Annotated in this window: 24 protein-coding genes; 20 read left to right on the top strand and 4 right to left on the bottom strand. The window is 39.4% G+C overall.

Going from position 1 to position 22471, the window contains the following annotated elements; translation table 11 throughout:
* Positions 1-92 precede the first annotated feature (92 nt).
* The 13 genes from murA (at position 93) to AMS59_RS25280 (ending at position 9843) form a co-directional block, all read left to right on the top strand.
* The gene (gene murA / locus AMS59_RS14400) at positions 93-1406 is read left to right on the top strand and encodes a UDP-N-acetylglucosamine 1-carboxyvinyltransferase (RefSeq protein ID WP_053484436.1); all 1314 of its coding nucleotides are present in this window, start codon (positions 93-95) and stop codon (positions 1404-1406) included.
* A 358-nt stretch (positions 1407-1764) separates the two neighbouring features.
* Entirely contained in the window at positions 1765-2646 is an 882-nt protein-coding gene (gene spoIID, locus AMS59_RS14395; RefSeq protein WP_234007798.1) for a stage II sporulation protein D, read from the top strand.
* 37 nt (positions 2647-2683) lie between these two features.
* Positions 2684-3352: a M23 family metallopeptidase gene (locus AMS59_RS14390; protein WP_053484434.1), complete on the top strand. Its 669-nt coding sequence runs from the start codon at positions 2684-2686 to the stop codon at positions 3350-3352.
* A 299-nt stretch (positions 3353-3651) separates the two neighbouring features.
* Positions 3652-3912: a sporulation transcriptional regulator SpoIIID gene (locus tag AMS59_RS14385; protein ID WP_053484600.1), complete on the top strand. Its 261-nt coding sequence runs from the start codon at positions 3652-3654 to the stop codon at positions 3910-3912.
* Between the two features lie 243 nt (positions 3913-4155).
* A complete protein-coding gene (locus tag AMS59_RS14380; RefSeq protein WP_053484433.1) occupies positions 4156-5151 on the top strand; it encodes a rod shape-determining protein in 996 nt (331 codons plus the stop codon).
* 21 nt (positions 5152-5172) lie between these two features.
* Entirely contained in the window at positions 5173-6006 is an 834-nt protein-coding gene (locus tag AMS59_RS14375) for a flagellar hook-basal body protein (protein ID WP_053484432.1), read from the top strand.
* A 24-nt stretch (positions 6007-6030) separates the two neighbouring features.
* On the top strand, positions 6031-6870 hold the full coding sequence (locus tag AMS59_RS14370; RefSeq protein ID WP_053484431.1) for a flagellar hook-basal body protein: 840 nt from the start codon (positions 6031-6033) through the stop codon (positions 6868-6870).
* 47 nt (positions 6871-6917) lie between these two features.
* Positions 6918-7202, top strand: a complete 285-nt coding sequence (locus AMS59_RS14365; RefSeq protein WP_053484430.1) for a DNA-directed RNA polymerase subunit beta — start codon at positions 6918-6920, stop codon at positions 7200-7202.
* A gap of 213 nt (positions 7203-7415) precedes the next feature.
* Positions 7416-7859, top strand: coding sequence for a 3-hydroxyacyl-ACP dehydratase FabZ (gene fabZ, locus AMS59_RS14360; RefSeq protein ID WP_053484429.1), 444 nt, complete (start codon positions 7416-7418; stop codon positions 7857-7859).
* A 226-nt stretch (positions 7860-8085) separates the two neighbouring features.
* Positions 8086-8469, top strand: a complete 384-nt coding sequence (locus tag AMS59_RS14355) for a hypothetical protein (RefSeq protein WP_053484428.1) — start codon at positions 8086-8088, stop codon at positions 8467-8469.
* 108 nt (positions 8470-8577) lie between these two features.
* Positions 8578-8982: a hypothetical protein gene (locus AMS59_RS25905; RefSeq protein WP_053484427.1), complete on the top strand. Its 405-nt coding sequence runs from the start codon at positions 8578-8580 to the stop codon at positions 8980-8982.
* 11 nt (positions 8983-8993) lie between these two features.
* Entirely contained in the window at positions 8994-9629 is a 636-nt protein-coding gene (locus AMS59_RS25285; RefSeq protein WP_156304670.1) for a hypothetical protein, read from the top strand.
* Positions 9586-9843 carry a hypothetical protein gene (locus AMS59_RS25280; RefSeq protein ID WP_199777762.1) on the top strand — a complete coding sequence of 86 codons (258 nt, stop codon included), beginning with the start codon at positions 9586-9588 and terminating at the stop codon, positions 9841-9843. The genes AMS59_RS25285 and AMS59_RS25280 overlap by 44 nt, the downstream gene beginning before the upstream one ends.
* Here the strand turns inward: AMS59_RS25280 and AMS59_RS24345 are convergent.
* On the bottom strand, positions 9813-10793 hold the full coding sequence (locus AMS59_RS24345) for a nuclease-related domain-containing protein (protein WP_082337522.1): 981 nt from the start codon (positions 10791-10793) through the stop codon (positions 9813-9815). The two genes, AMS59_RS25280 and AMS59_RS24345, sit on opposite strands and share 31 nt — an antisense overlap.
* A gap of 89 nt (positions 10794-10882) precedes the next feature.
* Entirely contained in the window at positions 10883-11308 is a 426-nt protein-coding gene (locus AMS59_RS14335; RefSeq protein ID WP_053484425.1) for a YwpF family protein, read from the bottom strand.
* 461 nt (positions 11309-11769) lie between these two features.
* Here AMS59_RS14335 and AMS59_RS14330 point away from each other — a divergent pair, with 461 nt between their 5' ends.
* On the top strand, positions 11770-12192 hold the full coding sequence (locus AMS59_RS14330) for a single-stranded DNA-binding protein (protein ID WP_053484424.1): 423 nt from the start codon (positions 11770-11772) through the stop codon (positions 12190-12192).
* 265 nt (positions 12193-12457) lie between these two features.
* Here the strand turns inward: AMS59_RS14330 and AMS59_RS14325 are convergent, their stop codons facing one another.
* Positions 12458-15220 (bottom strand): DEAD/DEAH box helicase, encoded by a 2763-nt coding sequence (locus tag AMS59_RS14325; RefSeq protein ID WP_082337521.1) that lies wholly within the window; start codon positions 15218-15220, stop codon positions 12458-12460.
* Positions 15217-16791, bottom strand: coding sequence for a hypothetical protein (locus tag AMS59_RS14320; RefSeq protein ID WP_053484423.1), 1575 nt, complete (start codon positions 16789-16791; stop codon positions 15217-15219). The genes AMS59_RS14325 and AMS59_RS14320 overlap by 4 nt, the downstream gene beginning before the upstream one ends.
* A 197-nt stretch (positions 16792-16988) precedes the next feature.
* On the opposite strand from AMS59_RS14320, the gene AMS59_RS14315 reads away from it, so the two are divergent.
* The 6 genes from AMS59_RS14315 (at position 16989) to AMS59_RS14285 (ending at position 22156) form a co-directional block, all read left to right on the top strand.
* Positions 16989-17462, top strand: a complete 474-nt coding sequence (locus AMS59_RS14315) for a hypothetical protein (RefSeq protein ID WP_053484422.1) — start codon at positions 16989-16991, stop codon at positions 17460-17462.
* A 205-nt stretch (positions 17463-17667) separates the two neighbouring features.
* A complete protein-coding gene (locus AMS59_RS14310) occupies positions 17668-18516 on the top strand; it encodes a flagellin (RefSeq protein ID WP_053484598.1) in 849 nt (282 codons plus the stop codon).
* Between the two features lie 43 nt (positions 18517-18559).
* On the top strand, positions 18560-18739 hold the full coding sequence (locus AMS59_RS14305) for a hypothetical protein (RefSeq protein WP_053484421.1): 180 nt from the start codon (positions 18560-18562) through the stop codon (positions 18737-18739).
* 115 nt (positions 18740-18854) lie between these two features.
* Positions 18855-19823 (top strand): nuclease-related domain-containing protein, encoded by a 969-nt coding sequence (locus AMS59_RS14300; RefSeq protein ID WP_053484420.1) that lies wholly within the window; start codon positions 18855-18857, stop codon positions 19821-19823.
* A gap of 348 nt (positions 19824-20171) precedes the next feature.
* Positions 20172-21443 (top strand): nucleotide sugar dehydrogenase, encoded by a 1272-nt coding sequence (locus AMS59_RS14290; protein ID WP_053484418.1) that lies wholly within the window; start codon positions 20172-20174, stop codon positions 21441-21443.
* Positions 21440-22156 carry a WecB/TagA/CpsF family glycosyltransferase gene (locus tag AMS59_RS14285; protein ID WP_053484417.1) on the top strand — a complete coding sequence of 239 codons (717 nt, stop codon included), beginning with the start codon at positions 21440-21442 and terminating at the stop codon, positions 22154-22156. Before AMS59_RS14290 ends, AMS59_RS14285 begins: the two co-directional genes overlap by 4 nt.
* Positions 22157-22471: the final 315 nt, after the last annotated feature.

The raw sequence follows: 22471 nt of genomic DNA, 5'->3' as shown, positions 1-22471 counted from the left end.
TATAAAGTTGTTTGTTTACTGATTATGACATTATACTTCTTTTTAAAATAAAATTTTGATAGATTAATAGATTGAATTCGGAGGGACATAGGGTGGAAAAAATAATAGTGACTGGCGGCCAAAAGCTACAGGGAAAAGTGCGCGTAGAGGGCGCAAAAAATGCGGTGTTACCAATCCTAGCAGCGGCTTTACTTGCCTCTAAAGGAGAAAATGTAATTAAAGAAGTCCCTAACTTAGCAGATGTCTTTACTATAAATGAAGTACTAAAAAGTCTAAATGCGGCAGTTACATATATACCTGAGGACAATACAGTATATATAGATACAACAAAAGAACTTTCTAGTGAAGCTCAATTTGAATTTGTCAGTAAAATGCGTGCATCGATTTTAGTAATGGGTTCTTTACTTGCTCGAAATGGCTATGCTCGTGTTGCTCTACCTGGGGGCTGTGCAATTGGTTCCCGTCCTATTGAGTTACATTTAAAGGGCTTTGAAGCTATGGGAGCAAAAATCTCTTTTGGTCATGGATATGTAGAGGCGAAGGCAGAAGGACGTTTAAAAGGCGCAAATGTGTATTTGGACTTCCCTAGTGTTGGGGCAACAGAAAATATTATGACAGCTGCAGCCTTAGCGCAAGGAACAACTGTAATTGAAAATGCAGCGAAAGAGCCTGAAATTGTAGACCTTGCAAACTTCATTAATAGTATGGGTGGTCGTGTTATCGGTGCAGGTACGAATACAATTCGTATCGAAGGAGTCGATACATTATATGGAACAGAACATCATATTATTCCTGACCGTATTGAAGCTGGCACATTTATGGTTGCAGCAGCAATTACAAAAGGGGATGTAACGATTGAAAATGCTGTCCCTGAGCATATGACAGCATTAATTGCAAAGATGCGTGAAATGGGTGTAGAAATAACTGAGCTAGATGAAGGAATCCGTGTACGTGCTCCTAAAACATTAAAAGCTGTTGATATTAAAACTATGCCACATCCAGGCTTCCCGACAGATATGCAATCTCAAATGATGGCCTTGATGTTAACGGCTGAAGGTACGAGTATTATTACGGAAACAGTTTTTGAAAATCGTTTTATGCATGTTGAGGAGTTCCGTCGTATGAATGCCGGTGCTAAAATAGAAGGACGTTCTGTGTTTATCGAAGGGCCTGTAAACCTTCAGGGTGCTGAAGTAATGGCGACTGATTTACGAGCTGCGGCTGCACTAATTTTAGCAGGTCTTGTATCTGAAGGCGTGACTAGAGTGACAAAGCTTCATCACTTAGATCGCGGTTATGTCGATTTCCATGGCAAACTGGCTGCACTTGGCGCACAGATTGAACGTGTACCACTTGAGGAAGTTATCATTGAAGAGAAATCAACTGTTGAATTACCAACAAACTAAATAGATGTATAAACCCTTTGCTTAGATGCGGAGGGTTTTTTCTTTGTTAAGGAAACTGTAGATTAAATTAGTGCTTTGCCACATTTGTTCTGTTTTATCGGAAAGATTTCGAGATTTATCGGAACGATTTTCTATTTTATCGGAAAGATTCTAAGATTTATCGGAATGATTTTTGTTTTTATCGGAACAATTTTTAGTCATGACAAAAACCATCTGTTGCTGTCGCTACACTTTCGCACAAAAACCATCTGTTGCCTCAAGCGGACGGCTACATATTTTGAAGAGTTTCAGCATATTATTCCTTATGAAAAAATGGATAATGAGTATAGGCATAATTTGTTTGATTGGAGCATTATATATGCTTCCTGTGGCATTTAGTGAGAGACGTACGGTTGAAGATTCGCCTTCAACAGCAGAGCAAGCTTGTGAAATATTCATAGAAGTGGAGGGACAACAAGAGAAAATCCCTTTAGAAACGTATGTAACTGGTGTGGTAGCTGCAGAAATGCCTGTTTCATTTAAAAAAGAAGCTTTAAAGGCGCAAGCTATTGCAGCAAGGACATACGCGTTGAAATCGACAAATTACGGTAAAATAGCTATCGCTCCTACTGTTGCTAGACAAGTTTTTTACAATAAGGAGCAAAGAAAAGAGAATTGGACTAGCAATTTCCCGGGGAATGAAAAGAAAATTGTCGAGGCTATTAACGAAACGAAAGGACAAGTTCTTCTATATAAAAATGAATTAATTACGGCAATGTTTCATTCTACTAGCAATGGGAAAACAGAAAGTGCCTACGATTTTAGTGGCAATGATGTACCTTATTTACAAAGCGTTGCGAGTATGTCAGATCTATCATCTCCAAAGTTTTCAGCGATGAAAGAATGGACATTAGCTGAATGGAATGCACTGTGGCCTATTAAATGGCAGGCAAGTGATTTCAACCGTGTACAGTTCTTTTTTAATGATACAGGACGTGTTGAGCGCATGCAGTTAGGTAAGAATGTGTGGTCAGGGCGAGAAGTTCGAACACTTTTGCAAATACCGTCAACGGATTTTAAAATTTCATATAATTCCACCGCTGGAAAAGTGCAAGTGAGCACGAAAGGATACGGGCATGGGGTAGGAATGAGTCAATATGGAGCAGAGGCTTTGGCAAGTGATGGGAAAACTGCTGCCGAAATTTTACACTATTATTATCAAGATATTGAAATAAAAAAGATAGATGCATGTTTAAAATAACTTCTAGTTGTTCACACTGCAACTAGAGGTGATGAAAATGAGAGAGGATAAAAATAGTAAAACTTCTCAAAATCAACAAGATGAAAAAGTTCAATTACAGAAGAAACCGTGGTTTTGGCCAGTTGTTTACGCTGGTGGGGCTCTAATGCTAGCAGGTTTGTTGCTTGGTTACAATAGTCTCGTATCGAAAGTAGAAGAGGCTCCGTCAACAAATGTAGCAGAAGTAGATTCAGGTCCTGTAGTTGAAACAAATGCAAAAACAGAAACAATGAAGTATCCATTCAAGGAAGCGAATCTTAGTAAGGTTCAAGTTTCACAAGAGTTTTATGAAGTAGAGGCTAATGCAGAGTCGCGTGAAAAAGCACTAATGGTATTTAATCAAACATTTACGACATCTTCTGGTATTACTCTTTCTATGAATGGTGAAGAATTTGAAGTACTTGCTGCTCTAAGTGGTAAAGTAAAACAAGTAAAACTTGATGCATTTACAGGCAATAAAATTGTTATTGAGCATGCAAATGGTAAGGAAACACATTATAGCTCTGTAAAAGACATTGCTGTCAAGGAAGGCGATGAGGTAACACAAGGTCAAGTACTTGGAAAAGCGACTGACAATGAGTGGAACCAATCAGCTGGCGTTAACTTGCATTTTGAAGTACTAGAAAACGGAAAATATATTAATCCGAAAAAATTACTAGCCTTTTAACTTATTTCAGTAGAAGTCTCTCACCTCTATAGGTGGGGGACTTCTGCTGCTTTAAGCCACTTTTCAGCAGATATCAAAACCGTGGCATAATTGATGATAGGAAAATTCGTATATTTTAAATATAGTAAATGATAATTTTACATCGAGAGAAACGAATACTAAAAAATGCATAAAAAATCGGTATTTTATCGTGAAAATGTAAAACGTGTTCTGAATAGCTTTGTCCTCACATAAGGTGAAGAAATGCGCAAACGTGCATCTGATGCCATTTGTGAAATTGTGTGGAAAGGACGAAGAACCTGCACGAGCACATTCGGAAGCGCTGCATACGCCTCGGTGAATTATTGATTGAGACGCGTGAAACTGTGCGTGTCCTCGCGAAAATGACAGGTTATTCAAAAAGTACGGTGCACAAAGATTTAACGGAGCGACTGCCAACAATTCATGAAGCATTAGCTGAGCAAGTAAAGGAAATACTCGCCTACCATAAGGCCGTACGTCATATTCGTGGAGGAGAGGCAACGAAAAACAAGTGGAAAGAAAGAGCGAGTCATGAATGATTCGTTCTTTTTTTGATGCAAGGACAAGCTTACTGACATTAAATCAGCCCACGTTAGGTGATGAATCAAAAAAAATACTGAAACGATTTCTTCTTTTCAATAAGTGTTCATATAATTCAAAGAATACAGTTCCATTCACTAAAATTAGGTGTAATTACCAATAGGATATGATAAAATATTCTAGATAAACAGATAAAAATGAACGTTATGTAGTTGGAAATGGCGGGAAGGAGAAATTATAAAATGTTTTCGAAAGATATTGGCATTGACTTAGGAACTGCGAACGTATTAATACACGTTAAAGGTAAAGGAATCGTCTTAAATGAACCATCTGTTGTGGCGATTGATAAAAAAACAAATAAAGTATTAGCGGTGGGGGAAGAAGCTCGCCAAATGGTAGGGCGTACACCGGGTAATATTACTGCAATTCGTCCACTACGAGATGGTGTCATTGCAGATTTTGACGTTACAGAAGCCATGCTAAAACATTTCATTAACAAATTAAATGTCAAAGGATTTTTAGCTAAGCCACGTATTTTAATTTGCTGTCCAACAAACATTACTAGTGTTGAGCAAAAAGCGATCCGTGAAGCTGCAGAAAAATCCGGTGGAAAAAAAGTATACTTAGAAGAAGAACCAAAAGTTGCAGCTATTGGAGCAGGCATGGATATCTTCCAACCTAGCGGCAATATGGTAGTCGATATTGGCGGCGGAACAACAGATATTGCAGTCCTATCAATGGGTGATATTGTAACGAGTGAGTCCATTAAAGTGGCAGGAGACATTTTTGATAATGATATTTTACAATATATTAAAAAAGAATATAAATTGCTAATTGGTGAACGTACTGCAGAAGCCATAAAAATTACTATCGGTACAGTTTTTAAAGGTAGCCGAAACGATTCAATGGACATTCGTGGCCGAGACATGGTGACAGGTCTACCACGTACAATAACGATTCACTCAGAGGAGATTGAACGTGCATTACATGAATCGGTTGCTATGATCGTCCAATCTGCAAAAAATGTTTTAGAAAAAACACCACCAGAGTTATCAGCTGATATAATTGATCGTGGGGTCATTATTACTGGCGGTGGTGCATTACTACACGGTATGGACCAGCTATTAATCGAAGAGCTAAAGGTACCTGTGTTCATTGCAGAGCAACCTATGGATTGTGTAGCAATTGGTACAGGCATTATGCTTGAAAATATTGATCGAGTGCCCGCATCCTTATAAAAATACAATGAGGTGATTCCTTTGTTTAAAGGGTTTTATACAGTTGCAACTGGTATGATTGCACAACAAAGAAGAACAGAATTACTTACCAATAATTTATCAAATGCGAATACACCAGGATTTAAAGCAGACCAATCAACTATTCGCTCATTCCCCGACATGCTTATGTCAAGTGTAGGAACAACAAATGCACCTGCCAAGCAGCAAGCAGGCTCTCAATATATGAGCCAAATTGGCGCATTAAATACAGGGATTTATATGCAAGAAACATTACCAAATTACATACAAGGCCAAATCTATAGCACTGATTTCCCGACAGATATGGCTTTGATCGATGGAAACTTACCACAAAACGAAGATGGCACTAAGGGATCAATTTTCTTCCGTTTAGCACATCCAGATGGTGGCGAAGCATATACACGCAACGGGAATTTTACATTAGATGGTCATGGCTATTTAGTAAATCCACAGGGACTGTATGTGCTATCAGACAGAGGTCAACGCATCCAGCTACCGAATGATGATTTCCGCCTAGATGAGAACGGAGCAATCTATGTTAATAATCGGCAAGTAGCTCGTGTTGGAGTATCATTTGCAGCGGATCCGAACAAGCTAAGTAAACAGGATAATGGCTTAATGCGAACAGAAAATGGTCAGAACTTACCGACAGCTTACGGTGCCAATGGCGTATCCTTTACACTGCGTCAAAATTATCTTGAGGGCTCAAACGTAGATTCTAGTAGTACAATGGCTGGTTTAATGACAGCATATCGCGCTTTCGAAGCTAACCAAAAAGTGTTACAGGCTTATGATCGCAGTATGGAAAAGGCTGTCAATGAAATCGGAAAAGTATAATAGGCGAACTGGAGGCGTTTGAACATGCTACGTACAATGATTACTGCAACAAACACAATGGGGCAATTACAAAATAAACTAGATACAATTAGTAATAACATTGCCAATAGCAACACACTCGGCTATAAAGCACAAGAAGCTACATTTAATGAATTGCTTTATCAGCAATTTAATAATGATAAGCTAGACCGTGCTGACCGACAATCACCTATTGGTATCCGTTATGGTTCAGGTGCAAAGCTTGGACAAATCCAATCGAATCAAAAGCAAGGCTCTCTACAAACAACAAATCGTGACCTTGATTTAGCTTTTACAAAACCAAAGCAATATTTCAATATTTTGATGCCAGATGGTGAAAATGGCACAAAAACAGTGTATACTCGTCAAGGTGACTTTTATTTATCACCATTAAATAATGGAACAGTAATGGTTGTAACTGCAGATGGATATCCATTGGCAAACGCAACAGGACAAGCTATTACATTGCCGGCTAATGTAAAAAATTTCGCAATCCGTAATGGAGGCGTATTAGAGGCATCCTATCCAAATGGAGATGTTATTCGTACTGATGTAGCAGTGACAGAGTTCCAAAAGCCACAGCTAATGGAGAAAGTTTCTGGCGCCTATGTTGGATTGCCGAATAACCTAGCGCAGCTTGGATATACACAAGCTGAAGTTGTCACTGAATTACAAGGAGCTAATCGTCAGCAAATTGGCATGCAGAGCGGTTCGCTAGAAATGTCGAATGTAAATCTTTCAAAGGAAATGACGGATTTAATTCAGACGCAGCGTTCTTATCAATTCAATGCAAGAGCTGTAACTTTAGCAGACCAAATGCTTGGGCTCATTAATGGTATTCGATAGTAGATCCGTTATTACTGTTTAGTAAGTAATGAAGAGGAGTACAATCTATGACAAACGATTCAAGTCGAGGTTCTATGCAAACAAAAGAAACCGATACGCCACCAGAAGAGAAGGAACACGGCTCAAATGGAGAGCAACGAGAGGTTCGATGGGTGCAAATACGGCTGATTCCGATTTGGCTACGCGTTGTACTTATTATCATCTTAGTTGTAGTTGCAGCAGTTTTAGGTGCAATGTTTGGCTATAGTGTAATTGGACAAGGTAAAGCCATGGACGTTTTCAAACCAGAAACATGGCAGCATATATTTGATATTATGAATGGTAAAGAATAATATTATTCTTTACCATACTTTGTGTTTACATAAAATATCTTCATTCAATAGGTGTCCAACACCGACTGAATGAAGATATTGCCTCTGGCGGATGTCACGGATTTTGAAATGTGCGTGCATAAATCAAAATCCGGACGCATTGTTTATCTGTAGCGAAAGCAAAGCGTCAGCTACAATTACGCCAAGGCGAAATTGATTTAAGGGGGAAAAGAAATGTTAACAGCAGAGCAAATTCAAGCAATTTTACCACATCGTTATCCTTTTTTATTCGTTGATCGCATCGTTGAATTAGAAGAAGGTAAGCGTGCAGTCGGTTTAAAAAATGTTTCTATGAACGAGGACTTTTTTAATGGGCATTTCCCTGGCTATCCAGTAATGCCTGGGGTTTTAATTGTAGAGGCGCTAGCACAAGTTGGTGGTGTAGCATTATTAAACGCAGATGAATTCAAAGGTCGTCTAGCTTTCTTGACGGGTATTGATAATTGTCGTTTCAAGCGCCAAGTAGTACCGGGAGATCAACTTCGATTAGAGGTAGAGTTCGTGAAACTACGTGGAGTAATGGGCAAAGGTCACGGTGTGGCGACAGTCGATGGAGAACTAGTATGTGAAGCGGATATTTTATTTGCTATTGGGCCTGAGCAACCAAAGCAGGCTTAATTTGCAATTATAGGCTAAAAGATATAAAATAATGATGTCGAATGATGTCTTTACTGTTAATCTTTTAATAGTTTATCTTTATTCTGCACTTTCGCCTCTATAGGTAGTGCAGTTAGAGATAGCATGGATTTAGATGTTTTATAAAAATGCAATGGCGTATATGTGATTGTGAATTGAAATACATGTAATTTTAGTTTTGTTTTTAAAACGTAGGAGGATTATATAGATGTATAAGGAATTGTCTTCAGGTGTTAAAATTAGCATTACGCGTTCGATTTCAACATCTTTTGAATCATACTTAGCAAGTATTGATTGGAAAGAAGAGCGTTTTTCTATGGAAGACTTCATTGCTAGCTGGCAAACTTATTTTAAAGAAAATGCCGCATGGATCGAAAAAATCCCAGCAGATGTTTTGATGAGTACTGAATTCCATGAAGAGATGGCACAAAAAATCGATGAAGTAATTGCAAAAATTTTAAATGAAGAACCAACAGCTAAGCAAATTGAAACAATCGAGGCATTGCAAAAAGAGCTAGATACGAACTATGGCTACAATTGTAAAGCAGAAGCAGCCTACATTGAACAATTGTTAAAAGAAAAACAAAAATAGTTTGTACAAAAATCGGATAGTTCCCTCCTTTCCCGGGCAATCTATGTAGGATCACAAATGCACACGTTGTATTTGATGACATAGCACCGAGGAAAGGAGGTTTTTTCTATGTGGAGAATGTCATTTTTGGCCATCATCCTTGCTACTGTATTCCTTGGAGGTTGTAACTGGGGAAACAAAGCTGTTGAAACAAGACCAGTGGAGAATGTTAAACACGACGTTCGCCGAGGTGTAGAAAACGTTGTAGAACCAGCTCGAAGAAATGACGTTTACAATCGTGACGTAAATGGTGTTAACCGTAACACTGTTCTTCCTGAAGCAACAACTCCAGGAACTACTACAACTCCAGGAATTACTACACCAAGAACAACAACACCAGGTACGACAACAGTTCCAGGAACAACAACACCAGGAACAAATACTGATTTAAATGGTACAAATGGCTATAACAACGTTCCAAATGCAAACGGCGTTGTTAAAGAAAAGATCGTCGAAGAGAAAGTAACGCGATAATATAAAAAAGAGTGCTTCCAATTAAATGGAACACTCTTTTTTTCATTTATGAATACGCGAAAGGGGAAATACCCGGGAGGAGGAGCGAATACCCGCGGGAGAGAAGTGAATACCCGCGGAAGAGGAGTGAATACCCGCGGAAGAGAAGTGAATACCCGCGGAAGAGGAGTGAATATCCGCGGAAGAGAGGTGAATACCCGCGGAAGAGAGGTGAATACCCGCGGAAGAGAGGTGAATACCCGCGGAAGAGGAGTGAATACCCGCGGAAGCGAGGTGAATACCCGCGGAAGAGAGGGAAATACCCGCGGGAGAGGAGTGAATACCCGCGGAAGAAAGGGAAATACCCGCGGAAGAGAGGTGAATACCCGCGGAAGAGGAGTGAATACCCGCGGAAGCGAAGGATACCCGCGGAAGAAAGGGAAATACCCGCGGAAGCGAAGGATACCCGCGGAAGCGAAGGAAATACCCGCGGAAGAGAGGTGAATACCCGCGGAAGAGGAGTGAATACCCGCGGAAGCGAAGGATACCCGCGGAAGAAAGGGAAATACCCGCGGAAGAGAGGGAAATACCCGCGGAAGAGGAGTGAATACCCGCGGAAGAGAGGTGAATACCCGCGGAAGCGAAGGATACCCGCGGAAGCGAGGTGAATACCCGCGGAAGAGGAGTGAATACCCGCGGAAGAGGAGTGAATACCCGCGGAAGAGGAGTGAATACCCGCGGAAGAGAGGTGAATACCCGCGGGAGAGGATGAATACCCGCGGAAGAGGAGTGAATACCCGCGAAAAAGAAAAGAATCCCACGCGCGAAGGGGAAATACCCGCTAAAAATCATCAGGAAGAGCGGAAAAATGGCTTCATATAGTCCACTAAATTTTCGGGTAATTGGTAAACGCGATTTTTATAAGAACCTGTATAGGGAAATTGATATTTTCTAAGCAAGCGGTTTGCAGCATCACTAGAATGAATATTGAAGAATTCACGTAACTGTTTATTGGTAATTGTTGATCCGACTAAGTATCGATAATCTTGTAAAGCTTCAGAAAAAATTTCTTCGCTTGCAAATTGACAGTGCGAACATCTCCAAATCCCGCGAGCATAATGCATTTGAGACTTGTATTTGCATTTCGGACAAAGCACGCCTTGGCGATATCTTGATGAATCAATAGGAGACGTAATTTTCGATGGCTGATGTCTACATAGGAGTTGCTGAGCAATTTGAGTTAGCTGTTCATCGCTTAAAATTGTTTGTGTATATTTTTTAAAAAGGGAATGAAGATGTTTTTGAAGTCCTGAAGCATGGAAAATCGGAATTGTATTTGGATGACTTGCAATGATAGCAGAGGGGTTAGCGATGATAACCGCACCCTCAATGGGGAGAGAATAGTTTTGGGCAATAACTTTAAGAAATTGCATATGTCTTTGGGTCTGAGTAATTGCATTTGGAAATCCTTCAACAGTTCCATCTGGCTTTGTTCGAATACATTGATGAGTAATATCGTCAAAATCAAGACGTCCGTTAATATTTTTTATTTCAACAACTAGCATAAAGTTACTGCAAATGAATAGTGTATCGAGTTGATGAGAATGCTGTGCAGAATTCATCAGAATTAAATTATGTAACACTAAAAAGGTATAGGGACATACTAATTCAAGCCATTCACGGTCAACTTTCTTTTCACCAGCAAAGCCAGCATCGAATCTTCGAAATTGCTCATGATAATAGCTAAAATCAGGGTCCTCTTCGAACAACCGCCTCTTTAAAGCCTCCAGCCACAATAATTTAAATGGCTTTTCCCTAATAGCAATATTCAAGTGTAGTTACCTCCTATAATTTTTATATCGTATTCTACCTTAAAATCTCTATCTGTCCAATAAAAAAACGATGCAAATTTTTGCATCGTTCAATCATTTTTGAGTTTTGGTCGTTCTTTCATATCATGTGTGAAGCGGTCCAATAACTTATCTAAAGTAACTCCTTCAGCTAGTAACTCGGCAAGTAATTGTTCGGCATATTTCGAGCGTTTTGTCTTTAGCGTCCCTTTTAAAAGAACAGAGATGTGCTCGCCAATTTCTTGAACTGTATGTACGACAACCTGGAAAGGAGCAGGCTCATTATCTGGAAATGAAATAACTGCACGTACATTAAAGACAGTAGCATTCGCAAAAAGTTCTTCGAAAGTTGAACGATATTGCCGGTCCATAAATAGTTCAAGAATCCAAGATTGATGGCTGTTTTCCTGGTTAATAATAATACCATCGACTAAAGGGAAAGGTTGCATGCCGTCTTTTGTGACAAGGTCAAAGGAAAGCATCTTAAATGTTTTCATTATGTAATATCCTCCTAAGTCGGTCATCTATTTTAGTATAACATATTCAACTAGCGCTGTTTAACTTCATTCAGCGGAAGTCTCCCACCTCTATAAGTTGTAAGATGAAGCGGTTTAAGTCACTTTTCAGCGGGTGTTCGAACATCCGCTGAAAGAAGTGCTTTGTGCTTGCACAAAGCCGATTCCGGACGCAATTATGACAAGGCATAATTGATGATAGGGCCAATACTGTGTTTTCGCACAATCTACAAAAACAGCGAAATTGCATATTTCAACAATTAGCATTTGCTATTACAGCGAAAAGCATTCGGCCCGAAAAATCATTCAATAATTGAAAAGTAAAAGCCTCAATATACCTAATTTATGATTAAAAACTAAGGGAAATGATAAAAATCGACTTTTGCCAATGCTGGATTATTTTTTGTAAGATGAGAGCAATCACAAGCAAAGGAGGTGAATCAATGAATCAAGTCGGACTGGTCGGAAGATTAACAAAGGATCCAGTGTTACGACACTTATCTGAAAATCGCGTGCAAACTCATTTTTCTCTAGCCATTAATCGCAATTTCAAAAACAGTCGTGGGGAAGTGGATGTTGACTTTATTCTTTGTACAGTTTGGGGAAGGCTTGCAGAGCATATCGTCAAATATTGCGGAAAAGGCTCGTTAATTGGGGCAAATGGTCGTATTCAATCAAGATCATTTTTAAATGAAGAAAGCACAAAGGTTTTTATAACAGAAGTAGTCGTAGAAGATGTCCGATTTTATCAGCTTAAGCCAAGGGATAGCGACGGGGCAATTGTGCTGCCAAAGCCACCTGATGAGCAAGACGGCTTAAAGGATTTTGTGCTACCTGAGCCAGAAGTACAATTACCAGTAGTTTAGCAGTTTTCTAAATGGTACATACGGGGCAAGTGCCAAGTGCTAAGTTGTCTGATCCGCCATTCTCCTTCTACTACTTGCACCGTAATCAATTTAGAAAGGAATGATGTATACCTTTCATAACGTAGTTCATTGCTGAAGACCGCACAGCAATGAGCATTTTACACACAACTAAATATAAATATGAAGTAAGTAGGGAAGAAGTAACTGCAAGATCCACTGAAATAAAAGAGCGCCAAGAACGCTGTGCTCTTGGCGCATCTACTTTTTAAAAATCGAGCTTCATTAAATCACGAAGTTCGTCATCTGCTAACTCAGTTAACCACTGGCTTGATTGGATTAGTTCTTCTGATAATGCAGATTTCTGGGCTAGCATTTTATCGATTTTCTCTTCGATAGTACCAATGGTAACAAACTTATGCACTTGTACAAATTGTGTTTGGCCAATTCGATATGCACGGTCTGTCGCTTGATTTTCAACGGCAGGATTCCACCAACGATCTGCGTGTAATACATGATTTGCAGCTGTTAAATTGAGCCCTGTTCCACCTGCTTTTAAGGAAAGGATAAATATTGGGAAATCTCCTGCCTGAAAAGCCTCTACTAAGCGGTCACGCTGCTGCTTAGGCATTGCACCTGTTAAGAACGGTGCATCAATATTATATAGTTCACTAAAACAATGCTGTAGTAATTGTCCCATTCCAATATATTGTGTGAAAATGAGGCACTGCTCGCCGTTGTCCACGATTTCTGTAGCCATTTGCACGATACTTTCTAATTTCGTAGAACGAGTTAGCATTGATTCGGCATCCTCGAAAGGTTCTTTTAAATACAAGGCAGGATGATTACATAATTGCTTTAACTTACTGAGCATCTTTAAGACGCGTCCCTTTTTTTGAAAGCCTGTTAATTGCTCCAGCTGGTCGAGCGTCTCTAATATATATCCTTCATATAGAGATGCTTGCTCAGTTGTTAATGGGCAATATTCATGAGACTCTTGTTTATCTGGTAAGTTCAGCTGTAAGTGTGGGTCACGTTTTGTACGGCGCAGTAAAAACGGTTGTATTTTTGCACGTAGCTTCTGTTTATGTGACTCAGACTCATCTCGTTCTATCGGTAAAATAAATTCTTCATTAAAGCGACCGAAGCTACCTAAATAGCCTTTATGGATAAAATCAAAAATTGCCCATAGCTCCGATAAACGGTTTTCCACAGGTGTACCTGTCAAAGCAATATGATGAGCACCAAGTAATTTACGAATAGCCCTTGATTGTAACGTTTGCATATTTTTAATATTTTGGGCTTCATCAAGTACAACTGCTGCCCATTCTACTTCCTGTAAAAACTCAGTATCCTGTGATACCGTGCCATAGGTAGATAAAATTACATGTGGTTTTTCTCTTTCTACTAGCTGTTTAAAAGCATCCTCCTTTGCTCGATTCGCCTGATAGTGCGTATGCACAGTTAAGGAAGGAGCAAAACGAGCTAGTTCCTTTTGCCAGTTGCCGAGCACGGACGTAGGGCAAATGATGATAGATGGCTTTGTATCCTTAGTTGTTTCATTAAGATGTAGCAAATATGAAATAAGCTGAACCGTTTTACCAAGACCCATATCATCGGCTAGACACGCACCAAAGCCTTGTTCCCGCATGAAGACAAGCCATTCAAAGCCCTCATGCTGATAAGGACGTAATTCTGCTTGCAAAGAGGTAGGAACCGATACTGTAGGAAGTCCTTTTTTCTCTTGAAGCTGCTCCATATAGGATTTAAGCGATTTTTGCAATTCAAATGCAAAAATTGGGTCATCTCGCATTGCATCATCGGCATCCTCTTCTTCAAGAGGTAAGGATAAATCCTCTGGTAGCTCACGAAATAGCAATTCACGAACTGTCCAGCTTTCATCATCTGCTTGCTGCATCAATGCACGCATTTCTTGCATCCAGTTTGCATCGACTCGAAACCATTCAGTACCAATACGAATGAATTCGCGTTTCTCATCCACAAGCTTTTTAAATTGCTCAGGTGAAATGGACTGTCCATTCATAGAAAACTGCCATTTGAACGTTAAAATATCGTCTAGTCCAGCAACCTTCTTTGTCGCTACATTGCCAGTACTTACGCGAACCCGCATTTTTGATTGTTTTAAATCCTTTAGCCAAGCTGGTAATACAACGTCAAAGCCGAGTGCCTGTAATCTTGCTAAATCCTCACGTAAAAATGTTCGAACTTGTAAATCCTCAAGCATAATACGGATGAAAATATCGCTACGTAAATCTTCAACAGCAAGAAGATCTACAATTTGTCCTTGTTGTTGTTCAATAGCATCAGCATACATTTGCCACTTTGCCGGCAGAGCTTCAGCAATTGGTAGTGACTGCTTTCGCATGGCAGGCGTCCAGTAATTTTTGGTTGTAGCCGTGCTAAGTACTGTTTCTAAAAGCCAAACATCTGAATCTTCCTCAGGCTCACTTAAACGTAGGGAGACAGTAACTGCACCTGCCTGTCGGTCCTGCTCTAATGGCCAGCCACCACGCAAGAAAAATGGCATTAGCTTTGGTAAATCAGACAGTACAAGACCAGCTTGTGCCAGTTTTTGCTGCACTGCCGTTTCTAATAAAACTGCATCTACACCGTCTATAGGGAATGCTAGCGAGGAAAAATCATCTGCAATATTTGCGTATGACCAGAGCGAGGACTCCTGCCAATACGTTTGTAAAGTAGACGCTTTTTCTAGCCATACCTGACTTTCTTCGTTCGCACCTTGCCATTTAATAAAAGGATGCAAATAGCGCTGTGAAAAAATATCAAGGAGCTCAGAGGTTGAAACTTCAATCGTACGTTCTGAACGATTGTTTAATAAACCATAGACATTCGCTTCATAGTTAAAAAATAATGAAGAAGTGAGTGAGTCTGCATCCATTGCTGCACCATCAGCAGTAAATCCTTGTAACGTAAAATATCCTTCCTGTCCTGCTTGAATACGAAGCTGTAGTTTTTTTGAAAACGGGGAAGGAGCATTTATAGTCATCATACTAAGTTTCCTTTCTCAATTTCTTCCTGTAATGCACGAAGTCGTTTATACTCTGCTCGAATTGTTTGCATGTATGTTTCAAAATAAGCAGTTTTACCAGCACGCTTTGCCGCACTGCGCATACTTTTCCAAATTCGTACAGCCTGCTTATAGTTCATACGTGATTTTTGCGTAATTTCAGCCATGGCATATAGATGATATAAGGGCAATACTGTTGCAGGAGCAACCTGAAGTACATCCTTTAATCCACACATTTCTAAATAAGAAAGGGAGGAGAGATTTAACTGATGGAGGGCTGCCCATTCACGATAACGTCCTTTTTTAATAAGAAAGAACGAAAACGGTTGAAGCCCATAAACACCAAATGCACTATATAATGTAGCTTCCTGTTCCTCAGTAAGCTGTATGTCTTCGTATAAAAGCTGAAATTGCCTTACGTATTGAGCACGTTTTACAACTGGCACAATTTGCTGTAAAAAGACTTCGGTAAATGGTAACATCGCACGTAAAATAATTGACTGTGCATGTGATTCACCAGCACGTTTTGCAAAAGTAGCCAGTTCAAATAAGTCCTGCATATGTTGTATATCAATATGTGCAATGCTTTCCTGTAATAAACTTTCTTTTTGTAGCAGCACATAAAATAGCAGTTTTAATGACTGCAAGGAAATCTCAGGTGAAGGATTCTCAAGCTTATTTATCAGTGCCAATTCCTGTTCACGACGAGGCTTTTCATAAAAAAGCACTGCCCAAAGCAGCATATAAATTTGAAGTCGATCAGCAAACAATCCTTGTCGTTCCAATAAAAACTTTCTGACTAATTCTTGAATCGCATCATAAAATGGGTCAGTAGCAAAAAGACGTGATCGACCCGTTAGTTCCGTTAATATACTCTCGAATGATTGAACACTTTGATCGATAAAATATTTCATATAAGGAGAATCCAATGAATGTCCTTTTGTTTCATTTAAATGACGCCATATTGTATTAAAGATGGATAGCTCCATGAAAAGCTTATAAAGTGGCTGCCACTCACGCTCGAAAGGCATATGTCGTTGAAGTCGCTCCAATGCATCTGTCCGTATAGCAGAAAGGCCATACCCTTCAAGAATACGCCCAGGAGGCAATAATCGTTTCATTACTTCATCGACCATCAACTTCCAACTTTCTGGACTTCGTTCAGCTGCTAATGATTTTAACTGCACTGTTTTTTGCGCACGCCAAGCACTTGACCAATTTTGCACCGAATCAAAATACTGATAGAGGGCAAGCAATGCGCCAACCTGATGTCTACACCATTTCAACTGAGGACAATTACAGCTCAACTCCTCTTTGGCAAAATCAATTTCTACAGAAGCAGGTCTGACATCCTGTACGCTTGCATATAATGTAGAACTCGCTCCATTAAAACGTTCAAAGACAACTGATTTGTTCCGCACTGAAAAAACAGCACGACGCACTAGCTCTTCGTCTTCAATAGAGGAAGGATGTAACGCCTGTTCAGCTTCATTTACTTTGGCAAGGATAAATTCTTGATGTTCCTTAGCTAATTGGGCAATAGACAATGCCATAACCTCACTCCTTTCATAATGTATAGTTAGTGGCATTTAAGCATGAAGGAAAAAAGACTGTCCTTCCATTATACGATTAAAATGCGTACATGATAAGCTGAATGATTTAAAAGAAAAAAATCAAGGAGAAGATAGTTAACAAGATAATTGATATGTGTTAAAATCTGAATAATCAGATAAATAAGGAGGGATGAAGGATGATGCAAGTTCAATATATGAAGCCATTTTACACAAAAATAACTGGAGACAAACTACGTCTCGTGTTTGCTTATCAATATTTCTCTATTTTAAAAGAGAATGAGATTTTCCATTTCATTCCCATCGAAGGTAAAGAGATGATTATCAACTTGAATACACAGCAAATTGAAAATATATCCGAGGTATTTGTTTTCCAGAAAGGGAATCGTTTTATCCGACTGCCATTATATCAATTATTATTAATTACCAATGTTCATGAGCATCTAACTCCGATTCTTGAAAGTGCTACTCCAAAACCGCAGTTACCACTTATTTCTTCAGTGACTGTTGGCGAAGTAGATCAGCTCATTACAGAACTGGAGCAGAAAAACATTGATTATTTAATCGACCAGGCATTACTAGATAAAAATAAAGCTCTCTTTTTCGAACTACTACAACAAAAGAACCATCAACTCGGAGGTTTCGAAAATTGAATACACGGTATTGCAATTAAGCACCTACTTTTCATTTGTGAGAAGAGGGTGCTTTTATATATCCATCTAGGTCTAAAGTCTGAAATGTGGAAATGGATTAGAAATCATTACTATATAGAACCTACTAAATTAGAATACATTACCAAAATAAACTTAAAAGAATTTAACATAGACCGATATAAGCAACAATAGGGGTGGTGAAATGATGCTTGGAAAATGGTCAGCAACGGGGTTGTCAATTTTAAATAATATGAATAGACATTACGATGCTATGAGCAAGGCAATGCTTCGAATTTCTTCAGGCTATCGCATCAATAGTGCTGCGGATGATCCAGCGGGACTTGCAATTTCCGAAAAAATGCGTGCGCAAATTCGTGGTTTGAACATGGCAGCAAAAAATATCCAAGACGGTATTTCACTTGTTCAAACAGCAGAGGGTGCACTGAATGAAACGCATGATATGATTCAGCGCATGCGCGAGCTCGCAATCGAGGCGGCCAACGATACATTAACCGATAGTGATCGTGAGAAACTCGATTTGGAATATCAGGAATTAAAAAAAGAAATTCAACGCATCTCGAAAGACACTGAATTTAATACAAAGACATTACTAAATGGGGACTATGCTACAAACGGTATTAAAATTCAGGCAGGTGCCAACTCAGGTCAAAGCATCGAGCTATTTATTAACGATATGGGTGCTGGAGCACTTGGCTTAGACGACACGACATCCATTGCAACTCGTGAAGGCGCCAATAAAGCGATTTCCACAATGGACGAGGCTTTAAAGCGCGTATCAAACGAGCGCTCAAGACTAGGTGCCTACCAAAATCGCCTAGAGCACGCTTACAATGCGAACGTAAACACAGCAGAAAACCTACAAGATGCCGAATCTCGCATTCGCGATGCAGATATCGCAAAAGAAATGATGAATATGGTAAAAGCCCAAATCCTAATGCAAGCTAGCCAATACGTACTGGCAATGCACATGCAGCAAGCACAATCAATTCTAAAATTACTCGAAAGCGGAACAACGAGGAATCCCCGATACTAAAGGTGATTCCTTTTTTAGTTGGGTTTAAATCACTGAGAGGAAAATGAAAACCGCTAATAAAAGTACAGCGATCGCTGATAAAGAAGAGAACATCGCTGATAAAAGTACAGCGATCGCTGATAAAGAAGAGAACATCGCTGATAAAAGTGGAGAAATCGCTGATAAAGAAGAGAACATCGCTGATAAAAGTGAAACAATCGCTGATAAAAAAGAGAGCCGCTGATAAAAGTGGACAATCACTGATAAAAAACTAAAAACTACTGTTAAACGTGCTATAATCGCTGAAAGGATCCAACAAATAAACCTATTGAAATTTAAATAGAAAAGGAGAGAATTGATTGATCATAAAACCCTTCGTATCATCTCCATTGACAAACGGACTTCAAGCGCTTGTGACTCGGTTACAGCCCACGCACCCACAATATCAAAATCTTCAGCAAGAACTCAAAAATAACGAAGCGGGCGATTTTGGTGAGCAATATGTTATGAAGGAACTACAGCAATTAGCACTGCTCAATGATTGCTACATTTTCCATAATGTAATACTTCCCTCTGTTCTTCCCATGCAAATTGATATTTTACTCATTGTCCCCAACGCTATCATACTATTAGAAATTAAAAATATTCGAGGAACTGTACATTTTAAAAGTGACCCACGCCAGCTCATTCGTACATCGGAATCTGGAGAGGTTCACGTTTTTACGCATCCTGAAATTCAGCTTGAACAATATATTCAAGGTATGAAACATTTCTTAGGCACCCAACATCTTTCTATACCCATTTATGGAGCGGTTGTTTTTCCTTTCAATAATGTAAATATTCATCGAGAGGACGGGAGATTGCCGATTTTAATGGCAAAAGAGCTGCCGATATTTCTGCATCAACATTTAGAGAAAAGTAAAGAGATGGCAACAATGACAGAAATCAAAAACATTATTTTGTCACAATTGCGGCACAGAACGCCATTTCCGCTTTGCCAGTACTATCAAATTGATGCCTCTGCTTTGCGGCGAGGTGTTCATTGTGAGAACTGTGGTCAGTTTGGGATGGAGAAATTGCGCATGACTTGGTATTGTCAAAGTTGTAAATTTCAAAGTAAAAACGCACATATACGGGCACTACTGGATTATCACATGCTAGTAGGAGATACAATATCGAACAGTGATTGTCGTGAATTTTTGAATATAGAGAGTCAGTATGTAGCAAAACGGCTTTTACAAAAATTAAATTTATCAAGTACCGGGCCTGATCGAATTAGGAAGTACCATTTGTCCAGCTTATATTGGAGTTCGCAGCAAAAAGTGTGAATTGCGCCGCTAACGAAAGGAAGAACGCCGCAAAAAGTGTGAATTGCGCCGCCAACGAAAGGAAGAACGCCGCAAAAAGTGCGAATTGCGCCGCTAACCAAAGGAAGAACGCCGCAAAAAGTGTGAATTGCGCCGCTAACCAAGCAAAGAACGCCGCTAAAACCCGAAATACCGCCGCTAACCAACAAAACTTTTGCTAATCGGACACAGAAAACAGCTTCAAAATAACAAATTGATTCACACTTTCACTTGAAAGATGTATACTATAATGCAGAACAAAAATGCATCATGCATTTATAGAACATATAACATAACTACTCGTTTTTGAAACGAAAGGAAGAATAGAGAATGACAAAATCAATTTGTGTCGTTGGACTTGGCTATATCGGTTTACCAACGGCTGTAATGTTTGCCAACCACGGCATAAAAGTACATGGGGTGGACGTAAACCCAGCGGCAGTAAAAAGTATTCAAGAGAAAAAGCTTCATATTGAAGAAAATGGATTGCAAGAGCGCCTGAACAAAGCAGTAGATGAAGGTTTCTTAACGGCGTCAACGACACCAGTGGAAGCGGACGTGTTCATCGTTGCTGTACCATCGCCAATCAATCCTGATAATACAGCGAATTTAGAATATGTACGTCAAGCTACGGCTTCTATCGTGCCATACGTAAAAAAAGGTGACCTTGTCATTCTTGAATCGACAGTACCACCGAAAACTGTAGAGCACATTATGCTACCAGAGTTAATCAAAGCAAATCTTGAATTTGGTGTAGATTTATTTGTAGCACATTCACCAGAGCGTGTTATTCCTGGTCGTATTTTTGAAGAATTAGTGAACAACGACCGTATCGTTGGTGGGATCGATGACAAGTCTGCACAAATGACAAAAGAGCTTTATCAAACATTTGTGAATGGTACAATTCACCTTACTGATGCAACTACAGCTGAGTTAGTAAAAGTAATGGAAAACACTTACCGTGATGTAAACATTGCGTTTGCCAATGAGCTTGCAAAATTAGCAGAGAAACTAGAAGTAAACATTTGGGAAGCGATTAAATTTGCGAACTATCACCCACGTGTAAATGTTCACTTCCCAGGTCCTGGTGTAGGTGGTCACTGTATCGCGGTTGACCCTTGGTTCCTAGTTGAGCTAGGTGGCGAGACAGCACAACTTATTCATTTATCTCGTAATACAAATGATAGTATGCCGAGCTTCACAGCACAAAAAACACAAGCCATCTTAAATCAAAACAAAATTGCTGGTGGCAAAGTAGCTGTTCTTGGACTAGCCTTCAAAGGAAATGTAGATGACATGCGCGAAAGTCCATCTACAATCGTTATTGATGAGTTACAAAATCTTGGATTAGAAGTTATTTCATACGATCCACACATTAAAGAGAACAAACACGCTACACAAACACAAAGCTTAGAAGAAGCTACAAAAGATGCAGATATCATTTTAGTTCTAACAGATCATAATGAATTCAAGGCATTAGAAGCTGCAGAAATTACAGCGAAATCAAAAATCGTCTTCGATACGAAAAACTGCTTAAATCGTGATAAATGGGAAGAAGCAGGCTTCCAGTTCCACCTTTTAGGAGATGCGAAAAACCGATGAAAGAAACAGTACTTGGCATCAATGTCAATACGGAAGGCTACGATGAATTAATGGAGATGGCATTCGAGCGTATTGAGAAAAAACAAAAAGCGCTCGTTGTTGCCATCAATCCAGAAAAGATTATCAAGGCAAAAGAAGACCCTGCTCTAAAGAAGCTGCTTAACGAAGCGGAATTTCAAATTCCAGATGGCATTGGTGTTATTCTTGCTTCCAAAATTCAAAAAGGGCAAATTCGTGAACGTGTTACAGGCGTCGATATGATGATGAAGCTTTGCGAGGAAGCTGCAAAACGTGGCAAGCCTATTTTCCTTTACGGAGGGAAACCAGGTGTTGCAGATGCAGCAAAAGCAAAGCTAGAATCATTATTTCCTTCTATTAAAATAGTCGGCACACAGGACGGCTATGAAAAGGATGAACAGAAGGTATTTGACCGCATTAATGAAGCCCGGCCCGATCTACTTTTTGTAGCGATGGGCAGTCCAAAACAAGAAAACTGGATTAATGCAAATCGCGATCAATTGCATCCAACCATTTATCAAGGAGTAGGCGGATCATTCGATGTGCTTGCAGGTACAGTTAAACGTGCACCAGAAATTTTCCAAAAATTTGGTCTTGAATGGTTTTATCGATTAATGAAAGAACCTAAGCGTATCAAGCGTCAAATCGCACTTCCATTATTTTTATTGGAAGTGGCAAGGCAGAAACGTCAATAATTTTAAAAATTGGTATTGTCGTTTTATATTGAAAGTGTTAGACTGTACATGTATAGGAATTTCCTCTATGAAATAAATAGAATTCCCTGCAAGGAAACAACGGTTGGTAGCCCAAGCGAAAAAAGCTCAAGCATTTATATGCTTGAGCTTTTTTCGTATATAAAAATATAATTCTGCCACCTTAAAACAGAGATGCATTATCCAAAGATCCCACAGTATATTCACCGGAATATCTTCAAATATTACACCTCTTCCAATTTCCATAGAACCAAAAAGAATTACCAATTTTCACACTAACTAAAATGGGATAGAAAT

It is taken from the genome of Lysinibacillus sp. FJAT-14745 (genome assembly GCF_001275675.1).
Taxonomy (GTDB): domain Bacteria; phylum Bacillota; class Bacilli; order Bacillales_A; family Planococcaceae; genus Lysinibacillus.
The sequence above is the reverse complement of the archived record's forward strand: the minus strand, read 5'-3'. Positions and strand labels throughout refer to the sequence as shown.

Excerpts from the sequence above, each read along its gene's own strand:
- spoIID (WP_234007798.1), top strand. The coding sequence starts at position 1,765 with ATGCTTCCTGTGGCATTTAGTGAGAGACGTACGGTTGAAGATTCGCCT.
- AMS59_RS14390 (WP_053484434.1), top strand. The coding sequence starts at position 2,684 with ATGAGAGAGGATAAAAATAGTAAAACTTCTCAAAATCAACAAGATGAA.
- AMS59_RS14380 (WP_053484433.1), top strand. The coding sequence starts at position 4,156 with ATGTTTTCGAAAGATATTGGCATTGACTTAGGAACTGCGAACGTATTA.
- AMS59_RS14315 (WP_053484422.1), top strand. The coding sequence starts at position 16,989 with ATGATGCAAGTTCAATATATGAAGCCATTTTACACAAAAATAACTGGA.
- AMS59_RS14365 (WP_053484430.1), top strand. The coding sequence starts at position 6,918 with ATGACAAACGATTCAAGTCGAGGTTCTATGCAAACAAAAGAAACCGAT.
- AMS59_RS14310 (WP_053484598.1), top strand. The coding sequence starts at position 17,668 with ATGCTTGGAAAATGGTCAGCAACGGGGTTGTCAATTTTAAATAATATG.
- AMS59_RS25905 (WP_053484427.1), top strand. The coding sequence starts at position 8,578 with ATGTGGAGAATGTCATTTTTGGCCATCATCCTTGCTACTGTATTCCTT.
- AMS59_RS14320 (WP_053484423.1), bottom strand. The coding sequence starts at position 16,791 with ATGGCATTGTCTATTGCCCAATTAGCTAAGGAACATCAAGAATTTATC.
- fabZ (WP_053484429.1), top strand. The coding sequence starts at position 7,416 with ATGTTAACAGCAGAGCAAATTCAAGCAATTTTACCACATCGTTATCCT.
- AMS59_RS14290 (WP_053484418.1), top strand. The coding sequence starts at position 20,172 with ATGACAAAATCAATTTGTGTCGTTGGACTTGGCTATATCGGTTTACCA.
- AMS59_RS14355 (WP_053484428.1), top strand. The coding sequence starts at position 8,086 with ATGTATAAGGAATTGTCTTCAGGTGTTAAAATTAGCATTACGCGTTCG.
- AMS59_RS14330 (WP_053484424.1), top strand. The coding sequence starts at position 11,770 with ATGAATCAAGTCGGACTGGTCGGAAGATTAACAAAGGATCCAGTGTTA.
- AMS59_RS14305 (WP_053484421.1), top strand. The coding sequence starts at position 18,560 with ATGAAAACCGCTAATAAAAGTACAGCGATCGCTGATAAAGAAGAGAAC.
- AMS59_RS14325 (WP_082337521.1), bottom strand. The coding sequence starts at position 15,220 with ATGATGACTATAAATGCTCCTTCCCCGTTTTCAAAAAAACTACAGCTT.
- AMS59_RS14335 (WP_053484425.1), bottom strand. The coding sequence starts at position 11,308 with ATGAAAACATTTAAGATGCTTTCCTTTGACCTTGTCACAAAAGACGGC.
- AMS59_RS14370 (WP_053484431.1), top strand. The coding sequence starts at position 6,031 with ATGCTACGTACAATGATTACTGCAACAAACACAATGGGGCAATTACAA.
- AMS59_RS14285 (WP_053484417.1), top strand. The coding sequence starts at position 21,440 with ATGAAAGAAACAGTACTTGGCATCAATGTCAATACGGAAGGCTACGAT.